Annotated in this window: 20 protein-coding genes; 9 read left to right on the top strand and 11 right to left on the bottom strand. The window is 66.5% G+C overall.

Features of this window, described 5'->3' with window-relative positions:
* Positions 1 to 303 precede the first annotated feature (303 nt).
* The gene (locus AUL28_RS01305) at positions 304 to 963 is read left to right on the top strand and encodes a class I SAM-dependent methyltransferase (protein ID WP_062230395.1); all 660 of its coding nucleotides are present in this window, start codon (positions 304 to 306) and stop codon (positions 961 to 963) included.
* A 119-nt stretch (positions 964 to 1,082) separates the two neighbouring features.
* On the opposite strand, the gene infC is transcribed toward AUL28_RS01305, so the two are convergent.
* A complete protein-coding gene (gene infC / locus AUL28_RS01300; protein ID WP_082640160.1) occupies positions 1,083 to 1,622 on the bottom strand; it encodes a translation initiation factor IF-3 in 540 nt (179 codons plus the stop codon).
* Positions 1,623 to 1,910: 288 nt separating this feature from the next.
* Here infC and AUL28_RS01295 point away from each other — a divergent pair, with 288 nt between their 5' ends.
* On the top strand, positions 1,911 to 2,693 hold the full coding sequence (locus AUL28_RS01295) for an alpha/beta hydrolase (RefSeq protein WP_244493375.1): 783 nt from the start codon (positions 1,911 to 1,913) through the stop codon (positions 2,691 to 2,693).
* A 337-nt stretch (positions 2,694 to 3,030) separates the two neighbouring features.
* Positions 3,031 to 3,588, top strand: coding sequence for a transglutaminase-like cysteine peptidase (locus AUL28_RS01290; protein WP_244493374.1), 558 nt, complete (start codon positions 3,031 to 3,033; stop codon positions 3,586 to 3,588).
* A 35-nt stretch (positions 3,589 to 3,623) separates the two neighbouring features.
* Here the strand turns inward: AUL28_RS01290 and AUL28_RS01285 are convergent, their stop codons facing one another.
* The gene (locus tag AUL28_RS01285) at positions 3,624 to 4,844 is read right to left on the bottom strand and encodes an MFS transporter (protein ID WP_082640159.1); all 1,221 of its coding nucleotides are present in this window, start codon (positions 4,842 to 4,844) and stop codon (positions 3,624 to 3,626) included.
* A gap of 168 nt (positions 4,845 to 5,012) precedes the next feature.
* Here AUL28_RS01285 and AUL28_RS01280 point away from each other — a divergent pair, with 168 nt between their 5' ends.
* Positions 5,013 to 6,005 carry an AraC family transcriptional regulator gene (locus AUL28_RS01280; RefSeq protein WP_062230393.1) on the top strand — a complete coding sequence of 331 codons (993 nt, stop codon included), beginning with the start codon at positions 5,013 to 5,015 and terminating at the stop codon, positions 6,003 to 6,005.
* Here AUL28_RS01280 and yacG read toward each other — a convergent pair.
* The 8 genes from yacG to AUL28_RS01250 all read right to left on the bottom strand — a co-directional run bounded on the left by yacG (position 5,933) and on the right by AUL28_RS01250 (position 11,359).
* Entirely contained in the window at positions 5,933 to 6,139 is a 207-nt protein-coding gene (gene yacG, locus AUL28_RS21920) for a DNA gyrase inhibitor YacG (protein WP_062219996.1), read from the bottom strand. The two genes, AUL28_RS01280 and yacG, sit on opposite strands and share 73 nt — an antisense overlap.
* Positions 6,140 to 6,155: 16 nt before the next feature.
* On the bottom strand, positions 6,156 to 6,782 hold the full coding sequence (locus tag AUL28_RS01275) for a Maf-like protein (RefSeq protein WP_062230392.1): 627 nt from the start codon (positions 6,780 to 6,782) through the stop codon (positions 6,156 to 6,158).
* A 6-nt stretch (positions 6,783 to 6,788) separates the two neighbouring features.
* Positions 6,789 to 7,007 carry a translation initiation factor IF-1 gene (infA, locus tag AUL28_RS01270; protein WP_019994787.1) on the bottom strand — a complete coding sequence of 73 codons (219 nt, stop codon included), beginning with the start codon at positions 7,005 to 7,007 and terminating at the stop codon, positions 6,789 to 6,791.
* A 172-nt stretch (positions 7,008 to 7,179) separates the two neighbouring features.
* Positions 7,180 to 8,469 (bottom strand): UDP-N-acetylglucosamine 1-carboxyvinyltransferase, encoded by a 1,290-nt coding sequence (murA, locus tag AUL28_RS01265; RefSeq protein WP_058636432.1) that lies wholly within the window; start codon positions 8,467 to 8,469, stop codon positions 7,180 to 7,182.
* 308 nt (positions 8,470 to 8,777) lie between these two features.
* On the bottom strand, positions 8,778 to 8,936 hold the full coding sequence (locus AUL28_RS22960; protein WP_192843374.1) for a hypothetical protein: 159 nt from the start codon (positions 8,934 to 8,936) through the stop codon (positions 8,778 to 8,780).
* Positions 8,937 to 9,108: 172 nt separating this feature from the next.
* A complete protein-coding gene (locus AUL28_RS01260; RefSeq protein WP_058599399.1) occupies positions 9,109 to 9,684 on the bottom strand; it encodes a fasciclin domain-containing protein in 576 nt (191 codons plus the stop codon).
* Between the two features lie 371 nt (positions 9,685 to 10,055).
* Entirely contained in the window at positions 10,056 to 10,805 is a 750-nt protein-coding gene (locus AUL28_RS01255; RefSeq protein WP_062230391.1) for an anti-sigma factor, read from the bottom strand.
* Entirely contained in the window at positions 10,802 to 11,359 is a 558-nt protein-coding gene (locus AUL28_RS01250; RefSeq protein ID WP_244493373.1) for a sigma-70 family RNA polymerase sigma factor, read from the bottom strand. The genes AUL28_RS01255 and AUL28_RS01250 overlap by 4 nt, the downstream gene beginning before the upstream one ends.
* Before the next feature lie 176 nt (positions 11,360 to 11,535).
* On the opposite strand from AUL28_RS01250, the gene AUL28_RS01245 reads away from it, so the two are divergent.
* Together AUL28_RS01245 and AUL28_RS01240 are read left to right on the top strand one after the other, a co-directional pair.
* Positions 11,536 to 11,892, top strand: a complete 357-nt coding sequence (locus AUL28_RS01245; protein WP_062219987.1) for a DUF427 domain-containing protein — start codon at positions 11,536 to 11,538, stop codon at positions 11,890 to 11,892.
* Positions 11,893 to 12,008: 116 nt separating this feature from the next.
* Entirely contained in the window at positions 12,009 to 12,443 is a 435-nt protein-coding gene (locus AUL28_RS01240; RefSeq protein ID WP_062219985.1) for a DUF1236 domain-containing protein, read from the top strand.
* Between the two features lie 95 nt (positions 12,444 to 12,538).
* Here AUL28_RS01240 and AUL28_RS01235 read toward each other — a convergent pair whose 3' ends face one another.
* Complete coding sequence (locus AUL28_RS01235) at positions 12,539 to 12,832, bottom strand: SelT/SelW/SelH family protein (RefSeq protein ID WP_062230407.1); 294 nt, start codon at positions 12,830 to 12,832, stop codon at positions 12,539 to 12,541.
* Positions 12,833 to 13,022: 190 nt separating this feature from the next.
* Here AUL28_RS01235 and AUL28_RS01230 point away from each other — a divergent pair, with 190 nt between their 5' ends.
* From AUL28_RS01230 to AUL28_RS01220, 3 genes are all read left to right on the top strand, one after another.
* Positions 13,023 to 13,490: a MarR family winged helix-turn-helix transcriptional regulator gene (locus AUL28_RS01230; protein WP_082640157.1), complete on the top strand. Its 468-nt coding sequence runs from the start codon at positions 13,023 to 13,025 to the stop codon at positions 13,488 to 13,490.
* Between the two features lie 130 nt (positions 13,491 to 13,620).
* Positions 13,621 to 15,210, top strand: coding sequence for an MFS transporter (locus AUL28_RS01225; RefSeq protein ID WP_062230405.1), 1,590 nt, complete (start codon positions 13,621 to 13,623; stop codon positions 15,208 to 15,210).
* 24 nt (positions 15,211 to 15,234) lie between these two features.
* Positions 15,235 to 16,296, top strand: coding sequence for an HlyD family secretion protein (locus AUL28_RS01220; protein WP_062230389.1), 1,062 nt, complete (start codon positions 15,235 to 15,237; stop codon positions 16,294 to 16,296).
* Positions 16,297 to 16,546: the final 250 nt, after the last annotated feature.

The raw sequence follows: 16,546 nt of genomic DNA, 5'->3' as shown, positions 1-16,546 counted from the left end.
TTCTGTCCCCGGCTCTAAGACCGAAAGGCCCGCTTTTGGGAGCAGGACATCTTGTCGTCATGATGCGAAAGCCCGCCGCAATGGTCTCGCGGCGGGCTTTTGCACGTTGGTGCTTGCCTTTTGGTGATTGCGTTCGGCTCAGAGATAGCCGAGCAACCAGATGATCAGGATGATGGGGAGCGGGATGCCGATCAACCACAACAATCCACCCTTGAGCATCGCACGAACTCCCTGCTGTCTTTTGTTGAGGGAAAAAGGCTCTGGGAGCTCGAATGGTTCCGCCCTTCGTCAGCCGGCCAAACAATGACGACCGCGACGGCCGATCGGCGCGCCTTCATTCTCGCCAACACGTCGCGTCTGCGCCCGCCCCATGTGCCCGAGCTCGAGTTGCATCTGGCGAGCGAGGTGCATGATCTCTGGATTCGCACCGAGGAAGAACTGGAGGCCGAGGGCCTGCCGCCGCCCTTCTGGGCCTTTGCCTGGGCCGGCGGACAGGGGCTTGCCCGCTTCGTCTTGGATCACCCCGATCGCTTTGCCAGCCAGCATGTGGTGGATTTCGCCACCGGCTCCGGCCTCGTCGCGATCGCCGCGATGAAGGCGGGCGCGGCCGAGGCGCTGGGGCTCGACATCGATCCGTTCGCGGTGGAGGCGGCGCGGCTCAATGCCGAGCACAATGGCGTCGCGCTCACGCTGGAGCGGCGGGACGCGATCGGCGAAGCGCTGGATACGGACATTCTTCTGGCCGGCGACGTGTTCTACGACCCGAACTTCTCGCTGACGCTGGAGCCTTGGTTCGACCGGCTGGCGGCGAGCGGCGTCGAAATCTATGTCGGCGACCCCGGCCGCTTCTATCTGCCCCATGCCCGCGTGATCAAGCAGGCGGTCTATGAGGTGCCGGTGACGCGCATTCTGGAAGATGCCGAGGTCAAGCGCACGACGGTCTGGCGCTGGCGGGCGGACTGAACCCGGCCGCAGCGGCGGGGAAACCGAACGCCCTCCGATTTCACGTGAAACATCGCACCTGAAGCCGACAACAAAAAAGGCGGCCGAAGCCGCCTTTTGTTCATGGATGACGGAGGGGCTCACCCGCGCGGGGCGAGAACCATCATCATCTGGCGGCCTTCGAGCTTGGGCTCGGCTTCCACCTTGGAGATTTCGGCCGTGTCCTCCTTGACGCGGCTCAGAAGCTGCATACCCAGTTCCTGGTGCGCCATTTCGCGACCACGGAAGCGCAGCGTCACCTTGACCTTGTCGCCTTCCTCGAAGAAGCGGCGAACCGCCTTCATCTTGGTCTCATAGTCGTGATCATCGATGTTCGGGCGCATCTTGATCTCTTTGACCTCGATGACCTTCTGACGACGACGCGCTTCCGCCGCCTTCTTCTGGCCTTCGTATTTCAGCTTGCCGAGGTCGACGATCTTGCAAACGGGCGGAACGGCATTCGGCACGATCTCCACGAGATCGAGGCCGGCCTCTTCGGCCATCGCCATGGCTTCGGCCGTATTGATGACACCCCGGTTCTGCCCGTCCGCATCGATCAGCTGGATCTGGGGAACGCGGATGTCCCGGTTGGAGCGCGGACCTTCCTTCTGGGTCGGCGGCGCACGAAATGGTCTGCGAATGGTCGTTCACTCCCGCTGTTGACGACGTGGTGCGAAGTCTTGAAACAATGCCTCGCCCAAGCGGCGACCTCGCCGCGAAAGCGAAGGCTGCCCTCAAGTCGAGGTCTTGGCCTCTCATATAACACGGTGGCGACACGATTTCACCGGACCTGTCGAGTTTTTTCCATAAGCTTTCCTTAAAGCCGTCTTGACAAGCGGCGCTTTGGCTCCGGTACGCAGGGTGCTGGACCTCAAGGACGCGGGCTTCTAATGCCACTCCTGATCCCCCTCCGAACGATGGAGAGACCCGTGACATCCTCGACCGACAGCCCCCTTTCCGTCCCCGCGCCTCAGGGTCACAGGCTCGCCGCGCTTCATGTGGCGGGCCGCGCGCCGACCGTCGTCTGGCTCGGGGGCTTTCGCTCCGACATGCGCGGCACCAAGGCCGAGCGCCTGTCGGAGCAAGCAGCACGCTCGGGCCACGCCTTCCTGCGCTTCGACTATTCCGGCCATGGCGAATCGGAGGGTCGGTTCGAGGACGGCACCATTTCCTCCTGGACCGAGGATGCGCGCGCCGCGATCGAGGGGATTGCGCCCCAAGGCCCGCTGGTTCTCGTCGGGTCCTCGATGGGTGCCTGGATCGCCCTTCGCCTTGCCATGTCCTGGGCCGACCAGCCCGGCCGCGTCGCCGGCCTCGTACTTCTGGCCCCCGCGCCGGACTTCACCTCGCGTCTCCTGGAGCCGCGTCTGACGGAGGCGCAACGCGCCGAGATGGCACAGAACGGCTTCGTGGCCGAAGCCTCGCCCTATGACCCGCGCCCCACCGTCTACACGCGCGCGCTGATCGAAGACGGGCGGAACGCCAGCGTCATGACCGACCCGATCCGCACCGGCTGCCCGGTCCACATCATCCAGGGCATGGCGGACCCCGACGTGCCGCACACCCATGCGCTGGAGCTTTTGAACTTTCTGCCGGGCGAAGGCGTGGCGCTGACGCTGGTGCCGGGTGGCGACCATCGCCTGTCGCGCGAAGAGGATCTGTCGCGCATGGAAAAGGCGGTTGCGAGCTTTCTGGAACTCGCGCAGTCTTGAGCGACGAGGCCACTGCGGCTGTTTCACGAGAATTGTGACAATTCCGCAACATTTCGGCGTCACGACGTCGAACCCGGCGTAAATCAGCGATTTTTCGCCGGGATAGGCCCTTGCCCTCCCTATCGACTGCGCCATTTTGCGCCGCCTTTTCGCCCATCTTGTCGATATAAGGGGCCCATCGCAGCTCGGCTGCCCGTCCCGTCCGGTTGACAGGCTATCGCGCCGCACACACGATGCGGTCGGACCAGGGAAACGGGCCTGTCCAAAGACGGAGATCGCGATGATTTTTCGGCGCGTATTGGGCGCAACGGCTTCGCTTTGCCTTTTTTCGGCGCTCATGCCCCTGAGCGCTCTGGCGGCGGACGCCTTCATGCCGCTCGGCGATCCGACGCTTCAGCCTTTCGGCCATCGCGACTTCTGCCTGCGTCAGCCCGGTGAGTGCGATCCGATCGCGGGACCGGCCGCCACGCCTGTGACCCTCGACCTTCAGTTGAAGCTTCTGGTGGCGCAGGTGAACACGGACGTGAACACCGAGATCGCCCCCGATTCCGATCAGAACCTCTACGGCACCGAGGAATACTGGACCTATCCGACCAAGGGTAAGGGCGATTGCGAAGACTACGCGCTGGAAAAGCGCCGCCGCCTGCACGAGGCCGGCATTCCCATGGGCGATCTTCTGATGACGGTGGTGCGCAAGCCCGATGGCACCGGTCACGCCATCCTGACGCTGCGCACGGTCTCGGGCGACTTCGTGCTCGACAATCTCGACTGGCGCGTGCGGCCCTGGACCGAGGTGTCCTACCGCTTCATCAAGCGCCAGCAGGTGGAACATCCCGGCCGCTGGGTTTCGATCGAACGTGACGGCGAGCCTTTGGTCAGCGCCGTCGAGAAGTGATGAGGCGGGCGGCCCAAGCCGCCCACCCTGTCCTGTCAGGCCGCCGGCCGTGTGCGCTCGATGCCCCGGCCGAGCGTCAGCATGACGAAGGCCCCGACCGTCACGGCAAGCGCCGAGTAGAGCGTGACGCCCACCGGGCCGAACCCGTCCACCAGCAGCCCGCCGACGATCGCACCGCTGGCGATCGCCACCTGAAAGGCCGAGGACAGGAGCGCGCCGGAGCTTTCGGCCAGAGCCGGCGCGGCGCGCGCGTTCCAGATCGAGGCCGAGACGGGAAAGCCCCCAAAGGCAAAGCCCCAGACCGCCGTCGCGGCCATGGCGACCGCCGGCACAGCCCCTTGCAGGACGAGAACCAGCGCCGTCACACCGATCAGAAGCGAGGCGCTGGCAACGGCCCAGGCCGGGCTGCGCTCGGCAATGGCACCGCCCGCGACATTGCCGAGAAAGCCGCCGATGCCGAAGGCCAGAAGCGTCAGCGAAATGGTCGAGACGCCAAGGCGTGGCACCTCTTCCAGAAACGGGCGGATGAAGGTGAAGCCGGCGAAATGGCCGGACACGACGATCACCACCGTCACGAGGCCCACCGCCACCGCCCGGTGCGACAGCGCCGTGCGAAAGTCCGACAGGCTTGGCGCGGCGCTGGACGGGAGCGAGGGAAGCGTCACCAGCTGAAACAGGAGCGCGGCCGCGCCGATGCCCGACGCCGCGAGGAAGGTCGCGCGCCAGCCCCAAAGCTCACCCAGCGCCGAGCCGAGCGGGGCGGCGAAGACGGTGGCGAGCGACACGCCCATGATGATGATGGAAATGGCGCGCGGCACCTGCGCGGAGGGCACGAGCCGCAGGGCGAGCGCCGTCATCATCGCCCAGAAGCCGCCGAGCGCAAAGCCGAGCAGGCCGCGCGCCAGAAGCAGCATGGGGATGCCAGTCGCAAAGGCCGCCATGACGCTGGAGGCAATCAGAAGCGCCATCAGCGCGAAGACGATGCTGCGCCGGTCGAGCCGGCCGGAGCTAAGCACCAGAAGCGGGCCGGCAAAGGCGGCAACGACGGCGGTCGCCGTGATCGCCTGCCCGACGGCTCCGTGCGACACGCCGAGATCGGCGGCCATGGGTGTCAGGAGGCTGACCGGCAGGAACTCCGACGTCACGAGGCCGAAGACGCCGAAGGATAGGGAGACGACAGGGGCCCAGGCCGTGCGCTCCGCAGGCGGACGAACCTCCGCAAGGGCCAGATCGGGCGAGCAGATCGTGTCGGACATGAATGTCCTCCAAGTTAATGCAGTGCGAGATGGCCGCACCATAGGCTCGTGGCCTTGGCGTTTCCATGCTAGAAACGCTCAACTTCTTGTCCGATCGTCCAAAGCCTTTCGGTCAGGTCGAGGACGAGGGAAGCGTGCTTGAGCGTTCGAGCGAACGAGGAATACGCGATGGATGCACTGACGGATATGCTGCGGGGCCTTCGCCTCGACGGGGTGGAATATGGCCGCTGCCGCCTGTCGGGCGAGTGGAGCTTCCATTACCCCGCGCAGACCCATGCCTATTTCCATTTCGTGGCGGGCCGGGGCTGCTGGCTGCAGGAGCCGGACGGAACCTGGAGCGAATTGACGGCGGGCGACGCCATTCTCGTGCCGCGCGGCGCGGCCCATACGCTGGCCAGCGCGCCGGGCGTGCCCCCGCGCGCCTTTCCGCGCCGCGAATGCCTCGCCATCTGCGAAAGCGTCTTCGACTATACCGCCACGGATGTGGACAGCGACAACGAGACGCTGCTCTTCTGCGGCTCCATGCGCTTCAATCTCGACGGGCTGCATCCGCTCCTGAAGCTCATGCCCGACCTCATGCGCGCGCGCGAACTCATGGTGAGCGAGCCGGCGATCCCGCATCTCCTCCAGGCCATGGTGAGCGAGTGCGCCATGAGCCGTGTCGGCGCGAGCGGCATTCTGGCCCGGCTGGCCGATGTGATGGCCGCGCAGATCATCCGATCCTGGGTGGAGGTCGGCTGCCATCTGTCGAAGGGCTGGCTGACGGCCCTGCGCGACCCGCAACTCGGCCAGGTTCTGGCCGCGATCCATGCCGAGCCGGAGCGCGACTGGACGGTGGCCGATCTCGCCGACCGGATGGGGGTGTCGCGCTCGGGCTTCGCGGCGAAGTTCACCGCCATCGTCGGCACGACGCCCGCGCGCTACGTCACCGAGATTCGCATCCACCAGGCCCGGCAGTGGATCGGCCGCGACGGAATGCGCATCGCGGACGCCGCGCATCGGCTGGGCTATGATTCGGAAGCGTCCTTCAGCCGCGCCTTCAAGCGCATCACCGGCACCGCGCCGGGTCGGCTCAAGTCCGTGCCCCGTCAGCGCTCCTCGCCGCTGCCGCTGCCGCCGGGCGATGCGTCCGGTTCGTCGGCCGAGCCGGGAATGACATAGGCGCCCGACAGCCAGCGATGGAGGTCAACCGACTTGCAGCGGGGCGAGCAGAAAGGAAAGTCGGCCTGCGAGGAAGGCCGGCTGCATTCGGGACATTTGCGACGGGGGCGGAGCGGCGTGACGCTGGCGCTCATGGCGTGACCCTTTCGTTCAGGCGGGGAGACCCGCCGAAACCGCGGGCAGGACGAAGCCTTCGCCTTGCAGAAGCGCCATCGTCTCGTAAAGCGGCAGGCCGACGACGCCTGTATAGGAGCCGACGAGCCGCACCACGAAGGCCCCGGCCAGACCCTGGATGGCGTAGCCGCCGGCCTTGCCCTGCCACTCGCCCGAATCGATATAGCGCGAGATGTCGTCGCGCGAGAGGCGCTTGAAGCGCACGCGCGTTTCCGACAGCTTCTCGCGCACGCGCCCGTTCGGCGAGATGGTGCACACGCCGGTGAAGACGCGGTGCGTGCGGCCCGACAGGAGACGCAGACATTCGATCGCCTCGTCCTCGATCTCGGCCTTGGGTAGGATCTGCCGGCCGACGCCGACCACCGTATCGGCGCCCAGCGTGAAGCGACCGGCCGTTTCCCCGCGCCCTTTCAGGGCCTCGTAGGCCTTCAGCGCCTTGAGGCGCGCGAGGCGCTTGGCGAGATGGCGGGGGTGCTCGGAGCGCTCGGGCGTCTCGTCCACATCGGCGGGCAGAAGGCGCTCGGGCTCGATCCCGGCCTGCTGGAGGAGTTCGAGACGGCGCGGCGAGGCCGACGCCAGAACCAGGGCGCTCGGCGGCTTCATGCGGGCTTACTTGAAGCGGTAGGTGATTCGACCCTTGGTGAGGTCGTAGGGCGTCATTTCCACGAGCACCTTGTCGCCGGTGAGAACGCGGATGCGGTTCTTGCGCATGCGGCCCGCCGTGTGCGCGATGATCTCATGGTCGTTCTCGAGCTTGATGCGGAACGTCGCGTTCGGCAGGAGTTCGGTGACGACTCCCGGAAACTCGAGAACTTCTTCTTTCGCCATGCGTCTGTTAACCTTCGGGTATAGGGGCAGCGGGATCGGACCCCGCCCCTCGGATAAGGGATACGGCCCGCCTTCGGCAGGTCTGATCAATGGATTCGCGCCCTAGATCGGTCTTCGGGCGCGAAAAAGCAAGCGTTTCCGACGCTGGCGCGTCCAGCGCCGCTGGATCGCGTCAGGAAGAGATGCGCTCGATCTCCGCGCCGCAGGCGCCGAGCTTCTCTTCCAGCCGCTCGAAGCCACGGTCGAGATGATAGACGCGGTTCACCGTCGTCTCGCCCTCGGCCGCCAGCCCGCCGATGACGAGCGAGACGGAAGCGCGCAGGTCCGTCGCCATGACGGGCGCGCCGGCCAGGCGCGGCACGCCCTCGATGCGCGCCATCTGGCCCGACAGCGAAATCTTCGCGCCGAGCCGCGCCAGCTCCTGCACATGCATGAAGCGGTTTTCGAAGATCGTCTCGGTGATATGCGACACGCCGTCGGCGCGCGTCATCAGCGCCATGAACTGCGCCTGGAGATCGGTCGGGAAACCGGGGAACGGGTCGGTCACGACATCCACGGGGCGGATGCCATTGCCGTTGCGCCGGATGCGGATGCCGTTCGGCACGTCGCTGACCTCGGCGCCCGCATCGCCGAGCGCCACCAGCGCGTTGCGCAGAAGGTCGCCCTGCGTGCCTTCCAGCGTCACGTCACCGCCGGTCATGGCGACGGCCATGGCATAGGTGCCGGTCTCGATGCGATCGGGCAGGACGCGGTGGCGCGCGCCCGACAGGGCCTCGACGCCCTCGATCGTGATGGTGGAGGTGCCCGCGCCGGAAATGCGCGCACCCATGGCGTTGAGGCAGGCAGCGAGATCCTGCACCTCCGGCTCGCGCGCGGCATTGTCCAGCACCGTTTCGCCCTTGGCGAGCGAGGCGGCCATCATGAGAACATGGGTCGCGCCGACCGACACCTTGGGGAAGGAGAAATGCGTGCCGACGAGGCCCTTGGGCGCTTCGGCGACGACATAGCCGGCCTCGATGTCGATCTGCGCGCCGAGCGCGCGGAGCCCATCGATGAACAGATCGACCGGGCGCGTGCCGATGGCGCAGCCGCCCGGCAGCGACACGCGAGCGCGGCGCATACGCGCCAGAAGCGGGCCGATGACCCAGAAGCTCGCGCGCATCTTCGAGACTAGCTCGTAAGGGGCGGTCGTATCGACGATGGTGCGGGCGTTGAAATGGATGGTGCGGCCCGAACCCATCGTGGTCGCGAGGCGCTTGCCCGAGACCGAATAATCCACGCCATGATTTCCGAGAATGCGGATCAGCTGCTCGACATCGGCCAGATGCGGCACGTTTTCCAGCGTCAGCGTGTCGTCCGTCAGGAGCGAGGCGATCATCAGCGGCAAGGCGGCGTTCTTGGCGCCCGAAATCGCGATCGTGCCGTTGAGGGCGTTGCCGCCGCGAATGCGAATCCGATCCATGAGAAGCCCTTGCAGTCTGGTGGGACGGCTCGCCGGCGGGAAGCCGACAAGACATGGCGATGGTCCGCGCCGGGGGATGCGGTCTTTCGCGGTCCCTCGGGGCGAGGCAAAGCTCCCGTCCCGAAATGCACGCGGCGAATACGCGCCCCCTCCAGCGCCGACAAGCGACGAAGCCCGGTGCTCTACACGAGCGAGCCCCGGTGAGCAAATCCGTCAGCCACCCGAGCGATTCGGGGCTTTGAGCGGTTTGCTTCGTCGCGCCTTCCCATCGCATCGAAGCTTTTTCGTGATCGCGGCGGGCGAGGTCTTCAATGCGGGCGCAACACCACGTCGAGGCCGAACAGGATCATAGCGGCGATGGCGATCTTCCAGAAATCGCCGCGCCGGCGCAGGCCTGGCCAGCCGAGCGGACGCCAGATGTGGAAGGCCATCACGAGGATGATGAGAAAGGAGAAGATCTTGTTCATGCGCGCCGCCGGTGCCCTCAGAGCGTCTAACAATATCTCGCGGGGTCGGCTGGAGGTTTTGCTAGACGATCTCGGCCCTCTCTAGCGGGAAAAGAGCGCGCCGTCGCCCCGCCGACGAAAAAGGCCCGGACGCTGCCGTCCGGGCCTTGTCATGCGGTCAAAGATCGAGTGATCAGGCGCCCTTGGCGGCCTTCATCTTGGGCATCAGCACCGAGCCGATCACATGCACAACGCCGTTGGACTGCTTCACATCGGGCGTCTGGATGGCGGCGCTCTTGCCGGTGCGGTCGATCACGGTGAGCTTCTTGCCGGAAAGCTTCACGGTCAGCGGCTCGCCTTCCACGGTCTTCAAACGAACCTCGCCGCCATTGCGGCGCGCTTCGCGCATCAGGCGCTCGGCCGAATAGTCGCCGGCCACGACGTGATAGGTCAGGATCTTGGTGAGGGTCGCCTTGTTCTCCGGCTTCACCAGCGTTTCCACCGTACCCTTGGGCAGCTTGCCGAAGGCGTCGTTGGTGGGCGCGAAGACGGTGAACGGACCCTTGGACGCGAGCGTGTCGACGAGGCCGGCGGCCTTCACGGCGGCGACCAGTGTCGTGAGGTTCGGCGCTTCGGGCGCGTTCTGGGCGATCGTCTTATTGGCATACATCGGCGCGCCGCCGACCATGACAGGCGACTGCGCGAGGGCTGCGCCCGACACGCCCAGCGAAGCGGCGACGAGCAGGACGGCGAAGGACTTGCGGATCATGGATAGTCTCCCCTGAAGCGTCCCGCCTTGTTCCGGCGGGGTCGGGCAGAGCTACGAGGCGAGACGGCGCGGCGGATGCAGGGGCGGAGAAGTTTTTTTCGCGACGGCTTTTTTCGGAGCGATGGGCCAGTCTTCCGACATCGGGCACATGCCAACAAACCGGCTGCCTTCAGCCGGCTTATCATTGGGTCGAAAGGGCGTGCGCCGACTTGGAGCTCGAGACAGACCCCTTCGGGTTGGTCCACCCGGTCTTGTTGCCGCCGGGCATCGTTGCCGGTGCTCGTCCATGGACGGCATCGGCTGACATCGACAACGAAGGCTTGAGCGAAAAGCACCGCCGGGCCGACGCGGCGGAACTCCCAAACAGTCTCTCAGACCGAGCGCAGCGCACCGGTGCCCATGACGGGGCCGGTCGGCTGGCCCGTCGGCGAGCCGCCCTCGGGTTCGGCCGAGATGGCGAGCGTGACTCCGCCGCGCTTCATCATGCCTTCCGACATATCGCTGCGGGGCAACTCGATGCGCAGGGACCGGCCGGGCTGGAGAAGGCCGAGCGAGATCGGCGGCTTCCCGTCTGGAATCAGCCAGAGTTCGGGCACGCGCCCCTCGGGCATGGTCATGTCGGCGGGCATGAGCATGGCGTGGCCACTGGTCGGATCGAAGACGGCCGTGACCAGCGACGCGCCGTCAGCGGACGCGACGGAGGCCATCATGGCGGGCATGGGCGCGGGCGCGGTGACGAGCAGCGTGATGGCCGCAAGGCTCGCCGCCAGAAGCCCGGTGGAGCCGAGCGCGAACCAGCGCCAGACGGGCGCGACCAGGCGCTCCACGCGGGCGCCGGGGGTCGGCTGCGGAACGGGCCGGGGCGTGGGGCGGGGCGCGGGCAATTCGCGCTCGATCGCGGCCCAAAGCGCGGCGGGCGGCGTTTGCGGGCGGATCGCCTCGCCCAGCGGCGCGAGCCGGCGTTCCCAGCCCTCCACCTCGGCGGCGAAGCTCAGGTTCTGCCGGGCGAGACGCTCGGCGCGCAGGCGATCGGGCGCGGGCAGAACGCCGAGCGCGTATTCCGCCGCCAGCCAGTTCTCTCCACCGTCCTCGCCGCCGCGATCGGCCTCGCCGTCCTTCATTCGCCCAAACATCCCTTCAATCGGATCAGGCCGCGCCTGATCGTGCTCTTCATCGTGCCGAGCGGAACGCCCGCTTCGCAAGCCAAATCATCATAGGTGCGCCCTCCGAAAAAGGCGCCCAGAATGGCTGATCGGGCGCGCCCTTCCAGCTCTTCGAGGCAGCTCTTCAGCCGCGCCGCCTCGTCCGACGCTTCCAGCTGAGCCAGCGCGTCGGGCGTCTCGTCGGCCACGGCCTCGGCCGCGTCCAGATCGCTCGCCACGGCACGCGCCGGCCCGAGCGCCCGCAGCCGGTCGATGGCGCGGTTGCGCGCGATCGTCGCCAGCCAGGTGATCGGGCTGGCCCGCTCCGCGTCGAAGCGCCCTGCCTTGTGCCAGACCGTGACATAGACGTCCTGCAGAACGTCTTCCGCCTCGACCCTGTCGTTCAAGATACGCAGGCACACGCCGAAAAGCTTCGCGGAGGTCAGATCATAGACGTCGCGCAACGCTTCGCGGTCTCCCTCCGCCACCGCATTGAGGCGACGGGCGAGATGATCGCGAGAGGTGTTCGGCATGGATCGTGGCGGCATCCGTCTCCTCCGGCGAGCGGGCGCACCGAACAGGTCCGGCCGCCGCTTGTCAATCGGGGGAGCATCGATCGGGCGTCACCCGCAGGGAACCCGACGCCATGACGCCCGCTTATTTTCGTTCAGGAAACAACCGCTCGACCTCTTTCCAGGGAGACCCCGCCATGTCCCAGACCCCGGCCATCCGCATCGAACCCGAGCCGCGCGCCGTGCAGATTCTGTTCCACGACGCGGTGATCGGCAGCACCAAGCGGGCGCTGAAGCTGATCGAAGGCTCGCGCGAGCCCGTCTATTACATTCCGCGCGAGGATGTGGAGATGGCCTTCTTCCAGGACAGCGACCGGACCACGACCTGCCCGCACAAGGGCGAGGCGCGCTACTGGTCGATCTCGGCCGAGGGCTATGCCGCACAGAACGCCGTCTGGAGCTACGAGCAGCCCAAGGAAGCGGCCCGCGCCATTGCCGGCCACCTCGCCTTCTATCCCGACAAGGTGCGTATCGCGGTGGCCGAGGATCGCTGATTTTCCTCCCATCCGAATCTTTTGCGCCCGGCAGCATCTTTTGCTGCGGGGCGGCGGGAACGGAACAGGCTGTCCCGCCATTGTGGCCGCCGAGGGACCTTTAAGGATACCATATCATGCGTAAGATCATTCTCGCTTCCGCCGCCCTGGCACTGCTCGCCGGCCCCGCTCTGGCTCAGACCACAGTGGTCACGACGACCGAGCCCAAGAGCGATGGCGAGCGCGCGGCGGGCACGCTGGCCGGAACGGGCGCCGGGGCCGTCGCAGGCGCGCTGGTGGGTGGCCCGATCGGGGCCGTCGTCGGCGGCGTCGCGGGCACGGTGATCGGCGGCGCGGCCTCGGCCCCGGACGACGTGCAGCAATATGTCGTCGCCAATCCGGTCAACCCGGTCGTCGTGCAGGGCGACGTCAAGACGGGCTATGTGGTGCCCGAAACCGTGACGCTGACGCCCGTGCCGTCCAACCCGGACTATGTCTATTTCTACACCAACGATCGTCCAGTGATCGTCTCCAAGGCCGACCGCCGCGTGGTCGCCTATGTCGAGCGCTGAGCCCGGCGCGGCAGCCCTCGTCTTCTGACCATCAGGGGCCGTGTTTCCGCCAGCGGGAGCACGGCCATTCTTGTTTCAAGACGGACTCGGCCCGTTCAGCGGTCGCTATGGCCGAGACTTCGCTCGGGGTCGATGACGTCGCGTACCCTTTGCTTCAAGACCTTCGCCTCGGGAAAGCCGCCATCGGCCTTGCGCTCCCAGACCTGTTGCCCGTCGCATTGAATCTCGAACACGCCGCCGGTGCCCGGCACCAGCGCCACTTCGCCGAGGTCGGGCCCGAACGTGGAGAGAAGCTCCTGCGCCAGCCAGGCCGCGCGCAGAAGCCACTGGCACTGGGTGCAGTAGCGAATCGAGACGCGGGGACCGGGCGTGGGAGCGAGATCGGACATCGGGCGCTTTCCTTCGATCGTCGGCGTTCTCTCGGGCGATTGAACCAACCGCTCTCGGGGGCTGCGACCTTTGTGCCGGCTTGGGCGACGTGTCGTCAATCGCCCGGACCATGCCGTCCCGCCGATCGATTCCGATGTTTTTCGTAAATAATATATAGCTTATTAAGAGCCCCCTATCTATATGAGGGACATGGAACAGGCTGATCCCCAACTCGCGCCCACCGACCTGAAGGCCGCCTTTGCGGAAACGCTGGTCAAGACGGCGCGCAAGCTGCGCACGCGCTTCAACGCGCGGGTCGTGGCGCGTGGGCTCACCTATCCCCGCGCCCGCGCGCTCGCCGCGCTCAGCCGCCAGCCGATGACCCAGCGGGAACTCGCCGAGGATCTGGAACTGGAAGGGCCCACGGTCGTGCGCCTTCTCGACGGCATGGAGCAGCAAGGCCTCGTGCGGCGCACACCAGTGCCGGGAGACCGGCGTCTGAAGCGCATTGAGCTGACCGCGCATGGCGAGGAAACCGCCGCCGTCGTTTCGGGCGTCTCGCATGAGCTGCGCGACCTCATCCTGCGCCATGTCCCGGAGGCCGACATGCAGACGGCCCTGAAGGTTCTGCATCTGGTGTCGGACGCCATCGAACGGGATCGGACCCATGGAGGATAGCGCAACCCTTCGCGGCAACGAACCGGACGTCGAGCCGACGAAGCCGACCGCCTCGATCGGCGGCCCGGCCCCGTCCGATACCAGACCCGACAGCGGCCCGGCGGCTCCGCCGCGCCGGCGCGGCGCGCCCATGCCCGCGCCCGCGCCCTATGTGCGCAAGCCGCCCGCCATGATGGCGCTCTATATGCTGGCCTCGACACTGATCGCGGCCACGCAAGGTCTCGGCCTCAACCTCATCACCGCCAATCTCTACCAGCTTCAGGGTCCGCTCGGCGCGACCGTGAACGAAACCGTCTGGCTGAGCGCGGCCTATCTGGCCCCCAATGTCAGCCTGACGCTGCTTCTGACCAAGCTGCGCGCGCAGTTCGGCCTGCGCAACTTCGCCGAATGGGCGATCGCCGGCTTCGTCACGGTGACGCTGCTGCATCTCTTCGTGGACGATCTCCAGTCGGCGCTGGTGGTCCGCTTCTTCGCGGGCGCGGCCGCCTCGCCCATGTCCTCGCTCGCCTTTCTCTACATGCTGGAAAGCTTCCCCCCCGAGAAGAAGCTGTCCATCGGCATGAGTCTGGCCCTCACCAACACGGCGATCGCGCCCACGCTGGCGCGCCTCATCTCGCCCTCGCTTCTCGATATCGACGACTGGAACGGGCTCTTCATGCTGGAAACGGCGATGGCGCTGATGAGCTTCTGCGCCATCCGTCTCCTACCGCTCAACTCGCCACCCAAGACGCCGGTGATCGAGACGCTCGACATCGTGTCCTATGTTTTCATCGCTCTGGGGCTCGGTTGCATCGCCATCGGCATGACGCTCGGCCCCTTCGACTGGTGGTTCGAAGCGCCCTGGATCGGCTGGGCGCTGGCCGCCGGCGCGCTGAGCCTCACCATCGCGGCGGTGATCGAGCTGAACCGCACCAATCCGCTGGTGGACCTGCGCTGGATCACCTCCAAGGAGGTGCTGCACTTTGCCGGCGTCATCCTTCTATTTCGCCTGCTTCTGTCGGAGCAGACGAGCGGCGCGTCGGGCTTCTTCCAGGTGATCGGCCTGCGCAACGAGCAGATGGTGGTTCTCTATCTCGTGATGCTCGGCTCGGGCGTCACGGCGGGCCTCGTCTGCGCTTCCATCCTAAAACCCGGCCGCGCGCCTTACATCCATATCGTCGCGCTGCTTTTCCTGATCACCGGCGCGCTCATGGACGCCCGAGCGACCTCGCTGACCCGGCCCGAGCAGATGTATCTAAGTCAGGGGCTGATCTCGGCGGCAGGCGTTCTGTTTCTGCCGCCCGCCATGGCGCAGGGCTTCGCCTCGGCCATGAAGAAGGGGATGAACTACATCCTCTCCTTCCTGATCATCTTCCTGACGACGCAGGCGCTCGGCGGGGCAATCGGCTCCTCGCTGTTTCGCACCTTCGTCACGATCCGCGAGAAGTTCCATTCCAGCCAGATCGCGGAAAACATCACGCTGGCCGATCCGATCGTGGCCGCGCGCATCGCGGTGCTCGGCAACAGCTACCGCGCGACCATCGCCGACCCCGTGCTGCGGCAGGCCGAAGGGCTGGCGCTGCTCGGCAGCCAAGCGACGCGCGAGGCCAATATCCTTGCCTATAACGATGCGTTCCTCATGACGGCGGTGCTCGCAGCCATGGGCCTTGCCTTTCTTCTTCTTCATCTGGCCTTCAACGGACTGCGCGCCCGTCTTGCGCCCGCGCCGGCCTCCGCCTGATCTTTCGCCCGGACCCGTTTTCCCATGCGCATCTTTCGCTCTCTCGGCACCTATGTCGCTCTCCTCGTCGGCGTGGCCGGCATTCTTCTGGCGCTCTATGCCTGGCGCCTGCCGCCCTTCGCCTCCAGCGTGGAGCGCACCAACGACGCCTATGTCCGAGGTCAGGTGACGGTCATCGCACCCCAGCTCGCCGGCATCGTCGCCGAAGTGCCGGTGCAGGACTATGAGACTGTGGAGGCCGGGCAGTTGATCGCGCGGATCGACGATCGCATCTTCAATCAGCGTCTGGCGCAGGCGCGCGCGGGTCTTGCGGGCCAGAAGGCCGCGCTCGCCAATTCGCAGCAGCAGCGCCAGTCGAGTCTGGCCAAGATCGCGGCCAACGAGGCAGCGGTGAAGAGCGCGCAATCGGCGGCCGAAACCGCCAGCGCCAGTCTCGCCCGCGTCCAGCCCCTGGCCCGCCAGGGCTATGTGCCAGGCAGCGATCTCGATGTCGCGACGCGCCAGAACAACCAGGCCGCCGCCGCGCTCGATCAGGCCAAGGCGCAGCTCGAAGTCGCCCGGCAGGATCTTCAAACCGTGATCGTCAACCGCCAGACGCTGGAAGCGGCGGTGGACAATGCCGAGGCCGCCGTGAAGCTCGCCGAGATCGATCTCGCCAACACGCGCATTCTCGCGCCCAAGGCGGGCCAGCTCGGCGAAGTCGGCGTCAAGGTCGGCCAATATGTGCAGGCCGGAACACAGCTTACCAGCGTCGTGCCGGACGCGATCTGGATCGTGGCGAATTTCAAGGAAACCCAGCTTCCCGGAATGCAGATCGGCCAGCCCGTGCGCTTTCTGGTGGATGCGTTCGGCGGCCAGGAAATGAGCGGCCATATCGAGCGTTTCGCGCCCGCGACAGGCTCGGAATTCGCCGTGCTGCGCCCCGACAACGCGACGGGCAATTTCACCAAGGTCGCCCAGCGCGTGCCGGTGCGCATCCGCATCGACCCCGGCCAGCCGCGGATGAACGAACTGTCGCCCGGCCTCTCCGTGGTGGTTCTCCTGGACACGGCGTCCGAACCGGACGCGGCAGTGGCAACGCGCTGAAACACCTGCCCAGCCCTTGCAATATCGCATGGCTCCCCTGCGCTTGACCTGATCCGGTGCATTTGAGGTTTCGCCGGACAAACTCCTTAAACGGCTCACCAGTATCCCTGCATCCAGAAGAAGGGAGCCCCCTTCCGCCTCGGCGAGCCCTAGCGAATCAAGGCTTTGGCGAGTCGGCGGCGACGTTGCGACAGGGAGCGGGAGGCGTGTGGCGTCCCTGGTCGCGGCGGCATCCCATGCAACGAGGCAG

Source organism: Aureimonas sp. N4 (assembly GCF_001463925.1).
GTDB lineage: Bacteria > Pseudomonadota > Alphaproteobacteria > Rhizobiales > Rhizobiaceae > Aureimonas > Aureimonas ureilytica_A.
Note: the sequence above shows the minus strand (reverse complement) of the source record. Positions and strands in the feature narration are given on the sequence as shown.

What these genes read in the sequence shown, in the direction of transcription:
- AUL28_RS01305 (WP_062230395.1), top strand. Translation starts at nt 304, where the DNA reads ATGACGACCGCGACGGCCGATCGGCGCGCCTTCATTCTCGCCAACACG.
- AUL28_RS01290 (WP_244493374.1), top strand. Translation starts at nt 3,031, where the DNA reads ATGCCCCTGAGCGCTCTGGCGGCGGACGCCTTCATGCCGCTCGGCGAT.
- AUL28_RS01285 (WP_082640159.1), bottom strand. Translation starts at nt 4,844, where the DNA reads ATGTCCGACACGATCTGCTCGCCCGATCTGGCCCTTGCGGAGGTTCGT.
- AUL28_RS01280 (WP_062230393.1), top strand. Translation starts at nt 5,013, where the DNA reads ATGGATGCACTGACGGATATGCTGCGGGGCCTTCGCCTCGACGGGGTG.
- yacG (WP_062219996.1), bottom strand. Translation starts at nt 6,139, where the DNA reads ATGAGCGCCAGCGTCACGCCGCTCCGCCCCCGTCGCAAATGTCCCGAA.
- AUL28_RS01275 (WP_062230392.1), bottom strand. Translation starts at nt 6,782, where the DNA reads ATGAAGCCGCCGAGCGCCCTGGTTCTGGCGTCGGCCTCGCCGCGCCGT.
- infA (WP_019994787.1), bottom strand. Translation starts at nt 7,007, where the DNA reads ATGGCGAAAGAAGAAGTTCTCGAGTTTCCGGGAGTCGTCACCGAACTC.
- murA (WP_058636432.1), bottom strand. Translation starts at nt 8,469, where the DNA reads ATGGATCGGATTCGCATTCGCGGCGGCAACGCCCTCAACGGCACGATC.
- AUL28_RS22960 (WP_192843374.1), bottom strand. Translation starts at nt 8,936, where the DNA reads ATGAACAAGATCTTCTCCTTTCTCATCATCCTCGTGATGGCCTTCCAC.
- AUL28_RS01260 (WP_058599399.1), bottom strand. Translation starts at nt 9,684, where the DNA reads ATGATCCGCAAGTCCTTCGCCGTCCTGCTCGTCGCCGCTTCGCTGGGC.
- AUL28_RS01255 (WP_062230391.1), bottom strand. Translation starts at nt 10,805, where the DNA reads ATGAAGGACGGCGAGGCCGATCGCGGCGGCGAGGACGGTGGAGAGAAC.
- AUL28_RS01250 (WP_244493373.1), bottom strand. Translation starts at nt 11,359, where the DNA reads ATGCCGAACACCTCTCGCGATCATCTCGCCCGTCGCCTCAATGCGGTG.
- AUL28_RS01245 (WP_062219987.1), top strand. Translation starts at nt 11,536, where the DNA reads ATGTCCCAGACCCCGGCCATCCGCATCGAACCCGAGCCGCGCGCCGTG.
- AUL28_RS01240 (WP_062219985.1), top strand. Translation starts at nt 12,009, where the DNA reads ATGCGTAAGATCATTCTCGCTTCCGCCGCCCTGGCACTGCTCGCCGGC.
- AUL28_RS01235 (WP_062230407.1), bottom strand. Translation starts at nt 12,832, where the DNA reads ATGTCCGATCTCGCTCCCACGCCCGGTCCCCGCGTCTCGATTCGCTAC.
- AUL28_RS01230 (WP_082640157.1), top strand. Translation starts at nt 13,023, where the DNA reads ATGGAACAGGCTGATCCCCAACTCGCGCCCACCGACCTGAAGGCCGCC.
- AUL28_RS01225 (WP_062230405.1), top strand. Translation starts at nt 13,621, where the DNA reads ATGCCCGCGCCCGCGCCCTATGTGCGCAAGCCGCCCGCCATGATGGCG.
- AUL28_RS01220 (WP_062230389.1), top strand. Translation starts at nt 15,235, where the DNA reads ATGCGCATCTTTCGCTCTCTCGGCACCTATGTCGCTCTCCTCGTCGGC.